Raw genomic sequence first — 17,170 nt, forward strand, 5'->3', positions numbered from 1 at the left:
CCGAGGTGACGGCCGCGGGAAGGTGGACGCGACGGCGGATCCTCGTGGCATCAGGGACCCGGGTCACACCTCATCGGCGTGTGCCTGGCCCTGATCCGCCGCTTCGCTGGTCGCGAGCCAGGACCGTGCGGGTTCCGCGGGGTGCGCGGTGTCGAGGGTGAGATGGAGCCGGGTCCCCCCTGCGCGGCCGGCGGGGTAGCTGCGCTGCTCGGTCGAGTCGAAGCAGCGCCGCAGCACCTCGGCCACACGACGGGCGACCTCCGGCGTCGCGGCGACGATGCGGACCTCGGCATGGCCTTCGGAGGGCAAGGGCTCGTGCTCCATACGGACCTCCTGGCAGGTGCTGGGTACGACCCGCGATTGCGGTCGCTGCCCGACATGCCGGGGCAACGGTGCGGGGTGGGGCAGCGACGCGTTTCCACGGCGTCCCCTTTGTGAAGGGTATGCCGGGCAAGGGCGGCCGCGCGTGCCACGGCCGACCGGCGTTCCGGCCCTCCGGCCCGCTCACCCCGCCCCCGGTGGCCGAACGAGCCGGCCTGTTACGGAAGGCAGGGACAGCTCGCGGACGGCCGCTGCCGTTCTCGGCGGACCGACGTCGCCGGCGGCGGCGCGCAGCAGGTCCTCGCCCCGGGTGGCAGAACACCTCCGCCCGCTGACGCCTGGTCAGGGCGGGGCCGCCTGCAGGAGCTGGGCGACCTGTACGCGGAGTTCTCCGGCGGCCCATGGGCATGGAACATGCGCCAGCGGCCTTCCCGCGGGCGGCGCCGGGCCGTGGTGGGTCCAGGGTCGCGACGGACAGGACCGTGTCCGGAAACCCCGCCCGGCGGGTGCGGCGGCGGCTGCTCGCCGACCACGGCGCCGCGCTCGGGGTCACGCTGGTGGACGCGCCCGGGACGACGGGACCGTCGAGACCTCGCGTTCCCGGGGCTGGCGGGCCGGTCGCTCCGGAGCCAGGAAAGCAGCCGGACTTCCGCACATTTCCGGGCTCGGGAGCGGAGTAGGCTGAAGAAACCGGGAGTCTTTCGCACACCGGCTCACCGCCGCCCGGCGGCGCCTCGCAGTCCGACGGCCGATACCCGGCAGGGCATCGGCCGTCGCGGGACAGCACGCCCCGCCATGACAGCGACGCCGATGACATCGACTTCGGCACGACCGGGGACGGTGAAGGACGGCACGTCATGGCGACACTGCGCGAGCGGAGAACGTACCGCGGGAAGATCCTGCCGGCTGTGCACGAGGGCGCCGGCGGCAATCGGCCCCCGGGCGTCGACGGGATGAAGCTCCGCGACGACCTCGCTACCCCTGAGCAGGAGAGGAAGAACGTGGCTGAGCCGCGTCCACCGAGGCGGTGCGGCCGCCGGGTGTGCGACCGGCAGACGAAGGGCGGGCGGACACCATGACCGAATCCGACATCCCCGGCACTCCCCGGTTCCTGCCGGACGCCGTCCACCAGTCGGTGCGACCCGGGACGGCGCTGCTGAGGCTGGAGACGACACACGCACGCGAGGGAATCCTGGACGGTGCCTGGTGGCCGCGGAGCCGGGACATCGGTGCGGAGCTTCCCTCGTTGATCACCGCGCTGACCGAGCATCTCGGGCCTGTCACCCGGGTCGGTCTGGACGGCAGTGCCTGGGACGAACTGCCGACCCGGGTGACGGTGGGCGACCGGGTCGTGCACATCGATTCCTTCCCCGTCGGCGACGACACCGTCCTCATCACCCGAGGCGAGCGGGACCTCTTCTCCCTGTTGCTGGTCCCGCCGGACACGTCGCCCGACGCGGCACGCGCCGCGATGGCCAGGGCCGTACGGGCCGACAACGTCACCGAGGCCAGACAGATCCTCATCGATACGCGCAGCGACACCCCGGCTACGCCGGCCTGACACCTGTGTCGCAGATTCCGCACGGGGCCAGGATGCTGGATGCGGGCGAACCTCTCCGTCCGCTGGACGAGTTCCTGGGCCATGGCGGAGCCGGCCGCGGGCCTGGTGCCGCTGATCGTGTCGAGGCAGGCAGTCCGGGGCGCGCACCGAGGTCGTGGGTCGCGCGGCGCGGCGGCACCGGTCTCGCCCTCGGGCAGTACGGCGTGCACCGTCCGGGCGCCGTCGGCGAAGTGCCGTTGCTCAAGGCGGTGATCAGGGCCCTGCCCGGCCCGCGCTGCCGCGGGCCGGGCGCCATGCCTCGCCGTGGTCAGCTCCGGGCGATTCGGCGATTCGGCGATTCGGCGATTCGGCGTGACGCGCGCCGCGGACCCGGACACCGCCGTCGGCTGCGCCGCGAGACGCTCGCGTCCTGTGTGATGCGTCCGAAGCCCTGCTCGCGGTGGCACGGGGCCGGCCTCTGCGGCTCGGCCGTGGCGGCCACCACGAGGCCGGCGGCCCCGGTGGTCGTGGGCCGAGGAGCAGGCGTATGTCCTTGAGGACCCAGCTGGATCACGATGCGTTTCCGTGCCGCCGCCGGCGGTGAGACGCAGCGCCGCACATGCCCTCGCCGGGCCGCGCATACTGGACGGAACAGACACGTACGCCCTTGGAGCACCCGCGATGACAGGTCCCATCCGGGCGGGGGAGCCGGTCGCCGCGGTCGGGAAGACCGCGGCCTGGTGGAAGGCGCTGCCGGTCGCCCTGATCATTTGCGATGACTCCGGGCGGATCATGCAGTGGGCAAGGGATGCCCCTGAGCTGCTCGGTTACACCGCGCACGAGGCCATGGGCCGTGACATCGCAGGCTTCCTCCACTCCGACAGCGACCCGATGGCCCGCACCGTGCAGGACTCCGTGGCCTCCGGACGCAGTGTGACCGGAGTGTTCCCGGTGCGGCACAAGAACGGCCGCACCGTCGAGGTGGAGGTGTGGGCCTGCCCCATCGCCGCGCAGGTCGGGCCGGGCTGGAACGTGCTGGTCCTGGCCGCCGAGGCCGACGCAGCACGGCAGGCCCGTGAAGGCGGGGCGCTGCTGGACGGACTCTTCGCCCGCTCGCCGGTCGGGATGGCGGTCTTCGACACCGAGCTGCGGTTCCAGGAGATCAACCGCGCCCTGGAGGCGATGAACGGCATGCCCGCCTCGGCGTACGTCGGGCGGCGGCTGCCGGAGTTGTTCCCCGGGGTCAACAGCGAGCAGATGGAGGCGGCGATGCGCCGGGTGCTGATCACCGGCGACCCCGTGGTGAACTTCCGCATCGTCGGCCGCACCCCCGCCGACCCCGACCACGACCGCTCCTGGTCCTCCTTCTATTTCCGCCTGGAGAACGCGGTCGGCAAGTCGCTCGGGATCAGTGCCTCGATCGTCGACATCACGGCCCCGGGGAAGGACGAACTGGAGACCACCGGACATCAACGCCTGCAACTGCTCAACGAGGCCGCGCTACGGGTCGGCACCACCCTCGATGTGCGGCGCACCGCGCAGGAGTTGGCCGATCTGGCGGTGCCCCGCCTCGCAGACACCGCCACCGTCGACGTCCTGGCCGTTCTGACCGACGACGCCGACCTCATGATCAGTCTGACGGGCGGCGCCACCCTGTGCCGTCAGGGCAAGGCCTCCAGCCCAGGGCTGCCGAGCGCCGACACCCTCGCCGGTGTCGGCGGCACGCTGCGCTTCCCCGCCGCCGCCCCCTACACGCAGGCGGTCGTCGACCGTCGCCCCTTCCTGCTGACGCACCTCGACGCCCGTGACGCGGCCGCCGCCGCTCCCTGCACCTCCACCCCCGAAAGGCTCCGCTCCCTGGGCGTCGAGTCGATGATGATGGTTCCTCTCATCGCCCGCGGTCTGGTCCTCGGCATGGCCACCTTCCTGCGCGGTGGTGACAGGCCGGCCTTCGACGCCGCCGATCTCACGCTCGCCGGGGACCTGGCCGCCCACGCGGCCGTCTGCATCGACAACGCGCGGTTGTACCACCGGGAGCACGACACCGCGCTCACCCTGCAGCGCAGCATGCTCCCGCGCCGTGTGGAACCCCCGTCGGGCATCGAGATCGCCCACCGCTACCTGCCCGCCTCCGACGTGAACGAGGTGGGAGGGGACTGGTACGACGTCACCGCCCTCGCTCCCGGCAGAGGTGCCCTCGCGGTCGGAGACGTCATGGGGCACGGCATCCAGGCCGCGGCCGTCATGGGCCAGATGCGCACCGCCGCCCGCGCTCTCGCCCACCTCGACATGGCCCCCGAACAGCTCCTGCGCAACCTCGACCACGCACTGCTGGAACTCGACAGCCCCGTGCTGGCCACCTGCCTGTACGGCGTCTGTGACGTTACGGCCCGTCGCTGCTGGTTCAGCCGCGCAGGCCACCCTCCGCCCGTGCTCGTCACTCCCGACGGCAGCGCCCGCCTTCTCGATCTGCCGCCCGGCATCCCCCTGGGCATCGGCGGGCTCGCCTACACCACCACCGAGATCACCCTCGACCCCGGCAGCATCCTCGTCCTCTACACCGACGGGCTCGTCGAATCCCGTACAACCGACCTGGATCGGGGGCTGGACGAACTCGTGCACCTCCTCACCGGCACCCACCCCGACCTCGACCAGCTGTGCGGCACCCTCATCGACCGGCTTGCCCCACCCCCTGCGGAGGACGACATCACCGTCCTCGCCGCACGCATCGGCGTCCCCACACCTTGAGGCCCACCGGGGGCTCCGGCCGCCGAGGCCCAGGCCGCTGACCTGGGGCTGCAAGAAGAGCGGGTGGCGGGAACCGAACTCGCGCTCTCAGCTTGCGAGGCGACGGCACTTGCGTTCCTGAAGGGCACGCCGTGTGCACGGCGCCGTAGCAGAAAGTCGGCGCCAGCCGGGTAGACCCCTCCCGGTCACGGGTGACTTCGGCTCGCATGCCCACCGAACGGCGCCGTCGCGTTGCACACCTCGACGGCGTACCGGCTCTGCTGAATCTCCCGTCCGGGCCGGCGGTATCAGCCCGGTTCAGTCGACGTTCGGGGAGCCGCGGAACGCCCCGGCCAACACGGGGACCAGCCACCGCTCGATCTGCTCAGGGGGCTCGGCGGCCAGTTCGGTACCTATGGGCGCCAGCATGAGCCAGTTCAGCAGGCCGGCCGCGCACCGGATGCGGAAGTCCAGCTCCCGCTCGTCGACTCCGGGAATCTTCGCCGAGAGCTGCCGGACGATGTCCCGCACATCGAGCTGTCGATCCAGGGCACGTTCGAGGGGCCGCTTCAGACGCCGGTGGGCACCGTCAAGCCGACCGGCGCGAAGGTCGACGCGCCGACCGCCGACTTCTGGTACCTGCACAACGGCAAGGTCGAGCAGTTCAACTGCTACGTCGGCTACACGAAGATGTACGCCGACATGGGCGTGAACCTCGACTGGGCCTCGGCGGTCGACAAGCACTGAGCCGCACCCCGGCGGGTGTGGCCCGGCACAAGCCCCACGGGCAGCCGACGGTGCCCGCCAATTCACGACGGTGGGCACCGTTTCTTCTCCATGGAGCGGGTGACGAGAATTGAACTCGCGCTCTCAGCTCGGGAAGCGACGGCGCCTGGCTCGCGGGGTGGCATCTGACCTCGGTGCCGCGCTTGACGCGGCGTTCCCCGAAGTCCGCCACGAGACCCGGCAAGGTCGCCAACTACGGCTCTCCTCGCAGACAACACCGCCGGCGAAGCAGCCGTCTTCATCGCCTGGCTCCGCGATTCGGTCCTTCCCTCACCGGACCTGATCCGCTTCGGCTCGGAGCCCGCTGTGGAGCGGGGGCGCACCGGTCTAGACAACAAAGAACCCCCGGGTCTCTGACCTGGGGGTTTCGCTTGGAGCGGGTGACGAGAATCGAACTCGCGCTCTCAGCTTGGGAAGCTGATGTTCTACCATTAAACTACACCCGCGTAGTACGGACATGATCCTCGCGGAGTCCTCGTCCGGACGCTCGCTCACTGTACATCATCGCAGACCCCTGGTGCCCGCGCCCTGGGGGTCTGCGGCTGTTTCGGGGGTGGGATCCGGCTGCGGGCGGGCTGAGTTGGGGCGTACCGTGGAGGCCTGGCGGAGGGGGTGGGCGAGGCCGGAGTGCCGCCTGGAGGGTCGTCTCTCTGATCCCGTAATGTGGCTTTTGTCGTCAGGGTCGTACGCCCGACGAGGCTCTTGGGGAAGGGACTTGAGGGACTTGATGGAACGCACCGTCGTCCGATGTGCGGACGGGCACGTCTTCAGCACCGCTTCGTTCCCGATGCAGCAGGCCGAGCGGCTCGGCCCCGGCCGGCTCATGAGGTGTCCCCGGTGCGCCCGGCTCCGCAGTGTGGTGCCGGTCGCCCTGGAGAAGCGCTAGCGGCGAAGCGGGAGCAGGAGAAGGTCGTGGAAAGTGGGCCCGAGAAGTAGGCCGTAGGAAAAGCTGCCACGGAAGAAGCGGTCGCACAAACGACACGATCGGTTACCGGGCGCGCGGAGTCGTCACGATTGTCACGGCTCCGCGCGCCTTGCGTATCCTCGCTACGTGCTTCTCTCAGACAAGGACATCCGGGCCGAGATCGACGCCGGGCGGGTACGGATCGATCCCTACGACGAATCCATGGTGCAGCCGTCGAGCATCGACGTACGGCTGGACCGGTACTTCCGGGTGTTCGAGAACCACCGGTACCCGCACATCGACCCCTCCGTCGAGCAGCCCGACCTGACCCGGCTGGTCGAGCCGGAAGGCGACGAGCCGTTCATCCTGCACCCCGGGGAGTTCGTGCTCGCCTCCACCTACGAGGTCATCACCCTGCCCGACGACCTCGCCTCGCGGCTGGAGGGGAAGAGCTCGCTCGGGCGGCTCGGGCTGGTCACGCACTCCACCGCCGGGTTCATCGACCCCGGGTTCAGCGGGCACGTGACGCTGGAGCTGTCCAACCTCGCCACGCTGCCGATCAAGCTCTGGCCGGGGATGAAGATCGGCCAGCTGTGCATGTTCCGGCTGACCTCGCCCGCCGAGTTCCCGTACGGCAGCGAGCGCTACGGTTCCCGCTACCAGGGGCAGCGCGGGCCGACCGCCTCGCGGTCCTACGTCAATTTCCATCGGACCCAGGTGTGAGGGCGGCCGCAGCATGAGCGACGTGCGGGAGAATCTGACGTACGAGCGGTTCGGAGCCGCCATCCGCGAACTGGCGCAGACCATCGCCGACGACGGGTACGAGCCGGACGTCGTGCTCAGCATCGCCCGCGGCGGGGTGTTCGTCGCGGGTGGGCTCGCCTACGCCCTCGACTGCAAGAACATCCACCTCGTGAACGTCGAGTTCTACACGGGGGTCGGGACCACGCTCGAGATGCCGGTCATGCTCGCTCCCGTGCCCAACGTGATCGACTTCTCCGACAAGAAGGTGCTGATCACCGACGACGTCGCCGACACCGGCAAGACGCTGAAGCTCGTGCGCGACTTCTGCCTGGACACCGTCGCCGAGGTGCGCTCCGCGGTGATCTATGAGAAGTCCCACTCCCTGGTGAAGTGCGAGTACGTCTGGAAGCGCACCGACGACTGGATCAACTTCCCGTGGAGCGTCGAGCCGCCCGTGGTGAAGCGGGCCGGGCAGGTGCTCGACGCCTGAGCACACCGGGCATGCAGCACACCGGGCACGGAGAAGGGCCCCCGGCCGCAGCGCCGGGGGCCCTTCTCCGTGCCGTTTCCCGGGAAGCTCCCGGACCCGCTAGAACGTGCCCAGCTTCACTATCGACAGCAGCGCGATCAGCTGGATCGCCGACGCCCCCAGCGCCTTCGGCCAGGGCAGGTCGTGGGAGCGGGAGACCATCAGGGTCAGCAGGGCGCCCGCGCCGATCCAGGTGGCCCAGCCGAGCAGCTGCACGAACCCGGCGTCGCCGCCGAAGAACATGGCGAAGACCAGGCGGGGCGCGTCGGTGAGGGCCGCGATCAGCATGGACAGGCCGACCGTCGGCTGCCAGGCGCCGTCGCCGCCGAGCTGGCGCGCCAGGGTGTGGGTGACCACGCCCAGGATGAACATGCTCAGCACCATCACGATCGCCGTGATCAGCACGATCGGGATCGCGTTGGAGAGCGTGGCGCTGATCGCGTCCTGGCGGGCGCCGTCGAAGCCGAACACGGCGAGCAGCCCGTAGAGGAACGTGACGATGAGGGCGGGGGTCCACATCGTGTAGTCCCGCATGCGCAGGAAGGTCTGGTTCGGGGAGAGGACGATCCCCTTCAGCAGTTCCTTCCAGTGCAGGGGCGGCCCGATCGGCGCGGCGGGCGCGGTGGCCGAGCCGGCCTGGTAGGTCGAGCCCTGGGTGTAGTCGGCGGCCTCGTCGATCGAGAACGCCTGGGTGTGGCCCGGGCTGTTGGCCGCGTAGGGGTCCCGGCCCGCGGGGCCGGCCGGGTAGCCGCCGTCGTCGCCGAAGTACTCCGGTCCGTCGTCGGCCGGGCCGGGGTAGCCGTACGACTGCCCGGGCCGGCCGTACGGCTGCCCCTGCTGGGGGTACGACGGCTGCTGTCCCTGGGGCGGGGACGGCCGCTGCGGCGCCTGCGGGTAGCCGTACGAGGGCCCCGCGGGCTGCCCGTACGACGGCCCCGGACCCCCGTGCTGCGGTCCGGGGCGGCCGTACGACGGTCCCTGCGGCGCCTGCTGTCCTTGGGGGGTGCGGTTGTCCCGGCCCCCGCGTCCGATCCTGAATCCAGCCACGTCATCGAACGTACCTGGTCCCGGAGAGTGACATGCCCGGCCCGGGCGCACCGGCCGGGCTTTGCGGCTGACCTGTGACATCCCCTAAGGGACCGTCAGCGCCTGGACCAGGGGATCTTCAGGGATTTCCCCCGATTTCCGCCGGCGAACCGCAGCTGCCCAAGGGGCGCCGAACCGACCGTCAGTCGGCGAAGTTCGCGCCGAAGTACGGCGTCCCCGTCGTCGAGACGCCCGAGGTGCTCGGGGAGATCGTGCGCGAGCCACTCGTGGTGATCTTCGTGCCGTCGGAGGGCAGGTACGTCACCGCGCCGTTGCCGGCGTTCTCCTGGGAGCCGACGAGCAGGTCGGCCCTGCCGTCGCCGGTGACGTCGTCGAGCTTGACGTCCGTGCCGAAGTAGTCGTTCTTCTCGTCGTCGCCGGGCACGCCCGGGGTGGACTGCGCGAAGCCCTGGGCGCGACCGGTGGTGTTCAGGCCGGTCGGCGTGCCGTAGAGGACGGTGACGGAGCCGGCGTTCGTCGCGCTGCCGATGTTCTCGCCGGCCACGCCGATCGCCAGATCGAGGTACCCGTCCCCGTTGATGTCGCCGAGGTCGAGCTCGTAGCCGAACCAGTCGTTGCCCTCGGCCGTGCCGGGTACGTTCCCGGTGTCCTGGGTGATGCCGGTGGCGCTCGGGGTGAGGGGCCCGCCGTCGGAGCCGTACGTCACCCAGACCTTGCCGCCCTTGCCGGAGTCGGGCACGGAGGTCCCGTCGTCGGTGGTGGGGTTCCAGTAGGCGCCGCTGACGACGTCGCCGTAGCCGTCGCCGTCGATGTCGCCGATCGCGGTGATCACGCCCGGCTTGAGCGTCATGGACTGGGACATGTCCAGGCCGCTCGAGGTGCCGGGGATGTAGTAGTTGCGGTTCCAGCCGTACTTGGTGTCGGTCTCGTAGCCGTCGACGACCAGGTCGGTCTCCCGGCCGCCGTTGATGTTGCCGGCGGTCAGGTTGAGCGGGCCGCTCGCGTCCGCGCCCATGATCCTGGGCTTGATCGTGTACTTGCCGCCGGGCACGCCGGAGGCGTTGATGCCGCCCTCGAGGACGTAGATGGTGGCGGCGGAGCTGCCGACGGCCAGGTCGGCCTTGCCGTCGCCGTCGAAGTCGCCTGCGGCGAGGTTCTTGCCCCAGTAGTCGTGGCTGGAGGGGGCCGGGTCGGAGACGGTGACACCCTTGCCGGTGATGCCCGAGGCCGAGCCCCACAGGATCGCGAGGCCGCCGCCGTCCTTGTCGCTGCCGACGTCCTCGCCGGGGGACCCGACCGCGATGTCGTCGTAGCCGTCGCCGTTGAAGTCGGCGTACGCGGTCTCCGCGCCGAAGTGGTCGCCGGCCTCGGCGGTGCCGGGCGAGCCCGCGGTGTTCTGGCTGATGGTGGAGCGCTTGGCGGAGGAGACGCCGCTCTTGGTGCCGTAGAGGACGACCAGCTGGCCGGCGGCGTCCCTGCCGTTCACGTAGGCGCTGTCGGCCGAGAAGGCCACGTCGCCGATTCCGTCGCCGTTGAAGTCGGCCTGCGGGACGGTGGTGGAGTCCGCGGCCGTGGCGGTCGCGGCCGAGAAGGTGAGCAGACCGCCCGTCAGCGCGGCCGCGGTGGCCGTCGCGAGGGCGAGTCGCAGGGGTCTGTGCATGCGGGTTTCTCCTGCGGCATGCGGGGATGCCCGGCGGGCATCCGCAGTCGATGGGGTGCGGACCGCCCCCGTTCGCCGTGCGTTGTCCCACGGTTCACCGGGCGGCCGGTGGTCAGGAGACACGCAGGGATACGTAAGGGTTGTACGTGAGAACGGTAAATTCCTGTGGCTGCTGTGGTTGAGGTCCGGGACCGCGCTGCCCGTGCCGTGCGGTACGGGAGCCGGGTGGCGGCGTGCGGGGGTTCGCCCGGTGCGGCGGACTCCTCGCCGCCGGGCCACAGGCGCCGAGCCGGAGCACACAGCCGAGGGCGGCCGCCGTACGAGTCCCGGTCCACCCCGCCGGCAACGCCCGGCGACGGTGCACGCGTTCGACTCACCGCGACACCCCGGGGCAGCGCCGGGGCGCGGTCGTGGTGGGCCAGGATGGTGCCATGAGCGTAGTGAAGATCAATGTGCTGACCGTGCCCGCCGAGCAGCGGGAGGTGCTGGAGAAGCGGTTCGCCTCGCGGGTCCACGCGGTGGAGAACTCCGACGGCTTCGAGTGGTTCGAGCTGCTGCGGCCCGTCGAGGGCACCGACACCTACCTCGTCTACACCCGCTGGCGGGACGAGGCGTCGTTCCAGGCGTGGCTGGAGGGGCCGATGAAGGCCGCGCACCAGGGCGGCGCCGAGGGCGCCGAGCGGCCGAAGCCCGCGGCCTCCGGTTCCACCCTGTGGTCCTTCGAGGTGGTGCAGCAGGCGGGGCCGAAGGAGGCGTAGGCGAACGACGGCGCCCCCTGCCTGTGCGCAGCAGGGGGCGCCGTACGTCGGTGGAGCCGCGGTTACTTGACCGGCTCGGGCTCCGGCTCGCTCTCGGTCTCCGCCGCGCCGGCCGGGTCGACGGGCGTCTTGACGGAGTCGAGGAGCAGCTGGGCGACGTCCACGACCTGGATGGACTCCTTCGCCGTACCGTCGTTCTTCTTGCCGTTGACCGAGTCGGTCAGCATGACGAGGCAGAACGGGCAGGCGGTGGAGACGATGTCCGGGTTGAGGGAGAGGGCCTCGTCGACGCGCTCGTTGTTGATACGCTTGCCGATCCGCTCCTCCATCCACATCCGAGCGCCGCCGGCGCCGCAGCAGAAGCCGCGCTCCTTGTGGCGGTGCATCTCCTCGTTCCTGAGGCCCGGGACCTTGCCGATGATCTCGCGCGGGGGCGTGTAGATCTTGTTGTGGCGGCCCAGGTAGCACGGGTCGTGGTAGGTGATGATGCCCTCGACCGGGGTCACCGGGACCAGCTTGCCCTCGTCGACGAGGTGCTGCAGCAGCTGAGTGTGGTGGATGACCTCGTAGTCGCCGCCGAGCTGCGGGTACTCGTTGCCGATCGTGTTGAGGCAGTGCGGGCAGGTGGCGACGATCTTCTTCGCGGACTTCGGCTTCCTCGACTCCGCCGTGACCTTGCCGTCGTCGTCCAGCTCCTCGCCGAACGCCGTGTTCAGGGCCATGACGTTCTCCATGCCGAGCTCCTGGAACAGGGGCTCGTTGCCCAGGCGGCGGGCGGAGTCACCGGTGCACTTCTCGTCGCCGCCCATGATCGCGAACTTCACGCCCGCGATGTGCAGCAGCTCGGCGAAGGCCTTGGTGGTCTTCTTGGCGCGGTCCTCCAGGGCGCCGGCGCAGCCGACCCAGTACAGGTACTCGACCTCGGTGAGGTCCTCGATGTCCTTGCCGACGACCGGGACCTCGAAGTCGACCTCCTTGGTCCACTCCAGGCGCTGCTTCTTCGCCAGGCCCCAGGGGTTGCCCTTCTTCTCCAGGTTCTTGAGCATCGTGCCCGCCTCGGAGGGGAACGCGCTCTCGATCATCACCTGGTAGCGGCGCATGTCGACGATGTGGTCGATGTGCTCGATGTCCACCGGGCACTGCTCGACACAGGCGCCGCAGGTGGTGCAGGACCACAGGACGTCGGGGTCGATGACGCCGTTCTCCTCGGCGGTGCCGATGAGCGGGCGCTCGGCCTCCGCGAGAGCCGCGGCGGGCACCCCGGCCAGCTGCTCCTCGGACGCCCTCTCCTCGCCCTCCATGGACTTGCCGCCGCCGGCCAGCAGGTACGGCGCCTTGGCGTGGGCGTGGTCCCGCAGGGACATGATCAGCAGCTTCGGGGAGAGCGGCTTGCCGGTGTTCCAGGCCGGGCACTGCGACTGGCAGCGGCCGCACTCGGTGCAGGTGGAGAAGTCCAGCAGGCCCTTCCAGGAGAACTGCTCGACCTGGGAGACGCCGAAGACGTCGTCCTCGCCGGGGTCCTCGAAGTTGATCGGCTTGCCGCCGGAGGTCATCGGCAGCAGGGCACCGAGGGAGGTCTCACCGGTGGCGTTGCGCTTGAACCAGATGTTGGGGAAGGCCAGGAAGCGGTGCCAGGCCACACCCATGTTGGTGTTCAGGCCCACGGTGATCGCCCAGGTCATGGTGACCCCGAGCTTGATCATGGCCACGAGGTAGGTGAGGTTCTGCAGGGTGGAGACGCTCAGCCCCTTGAAGGCGGCGACGAGCGGGTACGACGCGAAGTACCCGGCCTCGTAGTGGTCCACGCCGTGCAGGGCGCCCTCCAGGCCGCGCAGGGTCATGATGGCGAGGCCGATGACGAGGATGACGTACTCGACGAAGTACGCCTGACCCATCTTGGAGCCCGCGAACCGGGACTTGCGGCCGGGCCGCGAGGGCAGGCTCAGCTGGCGGACGACGATCAGCACGATGATGCCGAGGGTCGTCATGGTGCCGATGAACTCGGTGTACAACTCGTACGGCAGCCAGTCGCCGATGACCGGCAGCGTCCAGTCGGCCTTGAACAGCTGGCCGTAGGCGTTGACGATCGTCAGGCCCAGGGTGAGGAAGCCGACTGCGACGAACCAGTGCGCGACGCCGATGACGCCCCACCGGTTCATCCGCGTGTGCCCGACGAACTCCCTGGCCAGCGTGAGCGTGCGGGCCTTCCAGTCGTCGGTGCGGGCGCCCGCCGGGACGGGCTGGCCGAGCTTGATGAACCGATAGATCTGCGCGACGGCTCGGGCGATGAGCGCAACGCCGACCACGGTCAGGACCAGCGACACAATGATCGCGGCGAGTTGCATGGGGGCTCCTCGGGCCTGCGAGGTGGTTCAGGGGAAGCGAAATTACTAAGCGGTAACTTATGTAGTCCGTCTGAGACTACCCCCATCTTCCTGCGGGATGCAGCAGGGCTCGGGGTGATGCGCATCATCCCACGGGTCATCGGATCGTGTTATTCGTACCGAATTGATACTTTCGCCCCTACCTTAGAGCCGTGCTCTACGGGATCGCCGCCGCCACCGCCGCCCTTCTCCTCGCCGCTGTCCTCGCTGCCCTGCTCAGGGTGCCCGCGCTGCGGGCGGGCATCGTCGACCGGCGCCGGCAGCGGCGACTGCCGCTGCTCGGCGGGCTCGCGGTGGTGACCGTCACCTGCCTCGTCGCCTGGGTGGGCCAGTGGACCGCGATCGCGCCGCTCGGGCAGGGGGTCGGGGATCTGCTGGTCGCCGCCACCTCGGTCGCCGCGCTGGGCCTGGTCGCCGACGTCTGGCGGCTCCGCCCGCGCGTGCTCGTCGCCGGTACGGTCGTGGCGGCGGCCTGCGTGGTGCCGTACGACGAGACGGGCGTACTGGGCGGCATCCTCGCCGTGGGCTGGATCGTCGTCGCCTCGCTCGCCTTCAAGGGGCTCGATCACGCGGACGGGCTCGCCGGCACCGTCGGGGTCGTCACGGCCTTCGGGGCGGGGGCCTGCGCCGCCGCCGAGGTGATGGACGGGCTGGCCGTCCTGCTGAGCGTGTTCGCGGCCGCCCTCACCGGGTTCCTGATGCACAACTGGCATCCCGCGCGGATCGGTCTCGGCGCCTGCGGCTCGCTGTTCACCGGGTTCCTGCTCTCGTCCGCCCTGGTCTTCACGCGTGCGGGGTACGGGCTGGCGCCGAGCGCGGCGGTGATGTTCTGCCTCGGCGCGGTGGCCCTCGCCGACGCCCTCCTGGTGGTCCTGGCCCGGCTGCTGGCCCGGCGCCCGCTGCTGCGGCGCGGCCCCGACCACCTCGCGCACCGGCTGCGGGGGCTCGGGCTCACCCCGCCGGGCTCGGTCGTTCTGCTGAGTGCCGGATCCTTCTCCACGGTGCTCGTGGGCGTGCTCGTGCACACCGGATGGACCGGCGAGGGTGCCGTGCTGTGGGTGGCCGGAGGGGCGCTGCTCCTGGTGCTCGTCCTCCTTCGTATCCCTGTCCAGCACCCTCGCAGGATGCCATCGACGCAGGTCAGCGGGCCATTGCGTGTAAGGAACGGATAAGACTTGAGCCCCGTCGACTCAGGTCTGTTGACCCAGCGAGGCGAGTCATGCACACTTGAGTCCGTTCCACTCAAGTCAGCTGGAGGAATCAACCATGGCACGTGCGGTCGGCATCGACCTGGGCACGACTAACTCCGTCGTCAGCGTTCTGGAGGGCGGCGAGCCCACCGTCATCACCAACGCCGAGGGTGCCAGGACCACGCCGTCCGTCGTCGCCTTCGCGAAGAACGGTGAGGTGCTCGTCGGCGAGGTCGCCAAGCGTCAGGCGGTCACGAACGTGGACCGGACCATCCGCTCGGTGAAGCGCCACATGGGCACCGACTGGAAGATCCAGCTCGACGGCAAGGACTTCAACCCGCAGCAGATCTCCGCGTTCATCCTGCAGAAGCTGAAGCGGGACGCCGAGGCCTACCTGGGCGAGAAGGTGACCGACGCGGTCATCACCGTCCCGGCCTACTTCAACGACTCCGAGCGTCAGGCGACGAAGGAGGCCGGTGAGATCGCCGGTCTGAACGTCCTGCGCATCGTCAACGAGCCGACCGCCGCCGCGCTGGCCTACGGCCTCGACAAGGACGACCAGACGATCCTCGTCTTCGACCTCGGTGGCGGCACCTTCGACGTCTCGCTGCTGGAGATCGGCGACGGCGTCGTCGAGGTGAAGGCCACCAACGGTGACAACCACCTCGGTGGTGACGACTGGGACCAGCGCGTCGTCGACTACCTGGTCAAGCAGTTCGCGGCCGGTCACGGCGTGGACCTCGGCAAGGACAAGATGGCGCTGCAGCGCCTCCGTGAGGCCGCCGAGAAGGCCAAGATCGAGCTGTCCTCGTCCACCGAGACCTCGATCAACCTGCCCTACATCACCGCGTCCGCCGAGGGCCCGCTGCACCTGGACGAGAAGCTCACCCGGGCCCAGTTCCAGCAGCTGACGGCCGACCTTCTGGAGCGCTGCAAGACGCCGTTCCACAACGTCATCAAGGACGCCGGCATCTCCATCAACGAGATCGACCACGTCGTCCTCGTCGGTGGCTCCACCCGTATGCCCGCCGTCGCCGAGCTCGTCAAGGAGCTGACCGGCGGCAAGGAGGCCAACAAGGGTGTGAACCCGGACGAGGTCGTCGCCATCGGCGCCTCGCTCCAGGCCGGTGTCCTCAAGGGCGAGGTCAAGGACGTCCTGCTGCTCGACGTCACCCCGCTGTCCCTCGGCATCGAGACCAAGGGCGGCATCATGACCAAGCTGATCGAGCGCAACACCACGATCCCGACCAAGCGCTCCGAGATCTTCACCACGGCCGAGGACAACCAGCCGTCGGTGCAGATCCAGGTCTACCAGGGCGAGCGCGAGATCGCGGCGTACAACAAGAAGCTCGGCATGTTCGAGCTGACCGGTCTGCCGCCGGCGCCGCGCGGCGTCCCCCAGATCGAGGTCTCCTTCGACATCGACGCCAACGGCATCATGCACGTGACCGCCAAGGACCTGGGCACGGGCAAGGAGCAGAAGATGACCGTCACCGGCGGCTCCTCGCTGCCGAAGGACGAGGTCGACCGCATGCGCCAGGAGGCCGAGCAGTACGCGGAGGAGGACCACCGCCGCCGCGAGGCCGCCGAGACCCGCAACCAGGGCGAGCAGCTCGTCTACCAGACCGAGAAGTTCCTCAAGGACAACGAGGACAAGGTCCCGGGCGAGATCAAGACCGAGGTCGAGGAGGCCGTCGCCGAGCTGAAGGAGAAGCTCAAGGGCGAGGACACCGCCGAGATCCGCACCGCCACCGAGAAGGTCGCGGCCGTCTCGCAGAAGCTGGGCCAGGCCATGTACGCCGACGCCCAGGCCGCGCAGGCCGGCCCGGAGGGTGCCGCCGCCGGTGGTGCCAAGGCCGCTGACGACGACGTCGTCGACGCCGAGATCGTGGACGACGAGCGCAAGGACGGTGCCGCGTGACGGAGGAGACCCCGGGCTTCGAGGAGAAGCCCGACGTCCCCTCCGGCGCCACCCCCGACGACGCCGAGTCGAAGGCCGCCCCCGAGAAGGGGGCGGCCCCGGCCGGGGACGGAAACGAGAATGTGGGTCTGGTGGCCCAGCTGGACCAGGTGCGCACCGCGCTGAACGAGCGCACCGTGGACCTCCAGCGGCTCCAGGCCGAGTACCAGAACTACCGCCGCCGGGTCGAGCGTGACCGGATCGCGGTCAAGGAGATCGCCATCGCGAACCTCCTGACCGAGCTCCTGCCCGTGCTCGACGACATCGGCCGCGCGCGGGAACACGGCGAACTGGTCGGCGGCTTCAAGTCGGTGGCCGAGTCGCTGGAGACCGTCGCGGCCAAGATGGGCCTGCAGCAGTTCGGCAAGGAGGGCGAGCCCTTCGACCCGACCATCCACGAGGCCCTGATGCACTCCTACGCGCCGGACGTCACCGAGACGACCTGCGTGGCGATCCTGCAGCCCGGGTACCGCATCGGCGAGCGCACCATCCGCCCCGCGCGGGTGGCCGTCGCCGAGCCGCAGCCCGGCGCGCAGACCGTCAAGGCCGAGGGCGCCGAGGAGAACACCGAGGCGAAGCAGGCCGACGACAAGGAGAACGGTGGCCCGGACGAGGGCTGA

The 17,170-nt window shown here is 70.1% G+C and carries 15 protein-coding genes and 1 tRNA gene; 10 read left to right on the forward strand and 6 right to left on the reverse strand.

The window, feature by feature from the left end:
- Window positions 1–63: 63 nt before the first annotated feature.
- Complete coding sequence (locus AB0L59_RS14065) at window positions 64–324, reverse strand: hypothetical protein (protein ID WP_365582568.1); 261 nt, start codon at window positions 322–324, stop codon at window positions 64–66.
- Between the two features lie 1,072 nt (window positions 325–1,396).
- Between AB0L59_RS14065 and AB0L59_RS14070 the strand changes: the two genes are divergently transcribed.
- Window positions 1,397–1,882, forward strand: a complete 486-nt coding sequence (locus AB0L59_RS14070; protein ID WP_365582569.1) for a DUF5994 family protein — start codon at window positions 1,397–1,399, stop codon at window positions 1,880–1,882.
- Window positions 1,883–2,542: 660 nt separating this feature from the next.
- Window positions 2,543–4,609: a SpoIIE family protein phosphatase gene (locus AB0L59_RS14075; RefSeq protein ID WP_365582570.1), complete on the forward strand. Its 2,067-nt coding sequence runs from the start codon at window positions 2,543–2,545 to the stop codon at window positions 4,607–4,609.
- Window positions 4,610–4,906: 297 nt separating this feature from the next.
- Here AB0L59_RS14075 and AB0L59_RS14080 read toward each other — a convergent pair whose 3' ends face one another.
- Complete coding sequence (locus AB0L59_RS14080) at window positions 4,907–5,119, reverse strand: hypothetical protein (protein ID WP_365582571.1); 213 nt, start codon at window positions 5,117–5,119, stop codon at window positions 4,907–4,909.
- A gap of 48 nt (window positions 5,120–5,167) precedes the next feature.
- Here AB0L59_RS14080 and AB0L59_RS14085 point away from each other — a divergent pair, with 48 nt between their 5' ends.
- Window positions 5,168–5,335 (forward strand): hypothetical protein, encoded by a 168-nt coding sequence (locus AB0L59_RS14085; RefSeq protein ID WP_365582572.1) that lies wholly within the window; start codon window positions 5,168–5,170, stop codon window positions 5,333–5,335.
- 411 nt (window positions 5,336–5,746) lie between these two features.
- Here the strand turns inward: AB0L59_RS14085 and AB0L59_RS14090 are convergent.
- A tRNA-Gly gene (locus tag AB0L59_RS14090) sits at window positions 5,747–5,820 on the reverse strand.
- Window positions 5,821–6,101: 281 nt separating this feature from the next.
- Here AB0L59_RS14090 and AB0L59_RS14095 point away from each other — a divergent pair.
- From AB0L59_RS14095 to AB0L59_RS14105, 3 genes are all read left to right on the forward strand, one after another.
- A complete protein-coding gene (locus tag AB0L59_RS14095) occupies window positions 6,102–6,260 on the forward strand; it encodes a hypothetical protein (protein WP_351812453.1) in 159 nt (52 codons plus the stop codon).
- 165 nt (window positions 6,261–6,425) lie between these two features.
- A complete protein-coding gene (gene dcd / locus AB0L59_RS14100; protein WP_361245561.1) occupies window positions 6,426–7,001 on the forward strand; it encodes a dCTP deaminase in 576 nt (191 codons plus the stop codon).
- Between the two features lie 13 nt (window positions 7,002–7,014).
- Window positions 7,015–7,512: a phosphoribosyltransferase gene (locus AB0L59_RS14105; RefSeq protein WP_365582574.1), complete on the forward strand. Its 498-nt coding sequence runs from the start codon at window positions 7,015–7,017 to the stop codon at window positions 7,510–7,512.
- A 99-nt stretch (window positions 7,513–7,611) separates the two neighbouring features.
- Here the strand turns inward: AB0L59_RS14105 and AB0L59_RS14110 are convergent, their stop codons facing one another.
- Entirely contained in the window at window positions 7,612–8,679 is a 1,068-nt protein-coding gene (locus AB0L59_RS14110; protein ID WP_365582575.1) for a YIP1 family protein, read from the reverse strand.
- 100 nt (window positions 8,680–8,779) lie between these two features.
- Window positions 8,780–10,258 (reverse strand): FG-GAP and VCBS repeat-containing protein, encoded by a 1,479-nt coding sequence (locus AB0L59_RS14115; protein ID WP_365582577.1) that lies wholly within the window; start codon window positions 10,256–10,258, stop codon window positions 8,780–8,782.
- Between the two features lie 431 nt (window positions 10,259–10,689).
- On the opposite strand from AB0L59_RS14115, the gene AB0L59_RS14120 reads away from it, so the two are divergent.
- Complete coding sequence (locus AB0L59_RS14120; protein ID WP_365582578.1) at window positions 10,690–11,016, forward strand: antibiotic biosynthesis monooxygenase; 327 nt, start codon at window positions 10,690–10,692, stop codon at window positions 11,014–11,016.
- Window positions 11,017–11,078: 62 nt separating this feature from the next.
- Here AB0L59_RS14120 and AB0L59_RS14125 read toward each other — a convergent pair whose 3' ends face one another.
- Window positions 11,079–13,361: a (Fe-S)-binding protein gene (locus AB0L59_RS14125; protein ID WP_365582579.1), complete on the reverse strand. Its 2,283-nt coding sequence runs from the start codon at window positions 13,359–13,361 to the stop codon at window positions 11,079–11,081.
- Window positions 13,362–13,552: 191 nt separating this feature from the next.
- Between AB0L59_RS14125 and AB0L59_RS14130 the strand changes: the two genes are divergently transcribed.
- The 3 genes from AB0L59_RS14130 to grpE all read left to right on the forward strand — a co-directional run bounded on the left by AB0L59_RS14130 (window position 13,553) and on the right by grpE (window position 17,170).
- Window positions 13,553–14,572: an MraY family glycosyltransferase gene (locus AB0L59_RS14130; RefSeq protein WP_365582580.1), complete on the forward strand. Its 1,020-nt coding sequence runs from the start codon at window positions 13,553–13,555 to the stop codon at window positions 14,570–14,572.
- Window positions 14,573–14,666: 94 nt separating this feature from the next.
- On the forward strand, window positions 14,667–16,511 hold the full coding sequence (gene dnaK / locus AB0L59_RS14135) for a molecular chaperone DnaK (RefSeq protein WP_228621403.1): 1,845 nt from the start codon (window positions 14,667–14,669) through the stop codon (window positions 16,509–16,511).
- Window positions 16,508–17,170 (forward strand): nucleotide exchange factor GrpE, encoded by a 663-nt coding sequence (grpE, locus tag AB0L59_RS14140; RefSeq protein ID WP_365582582.1) that lies wholly within the window; start codon window positions 16,508–16,510, stop codon window positions 17,168–17,170. The genes dnaK and grpE overlap by 4 nt, the downstream gene beginning before the upstream one ends.

It is taken from the genome of Streptomyces sp. NPDC052109, from assembly GCF_040680195.1.
Lineage (GTDB): Bacteria > Actinomycetota > Actinomycetes > Streptomycetales > Streptomycetaceae > Streptomyces.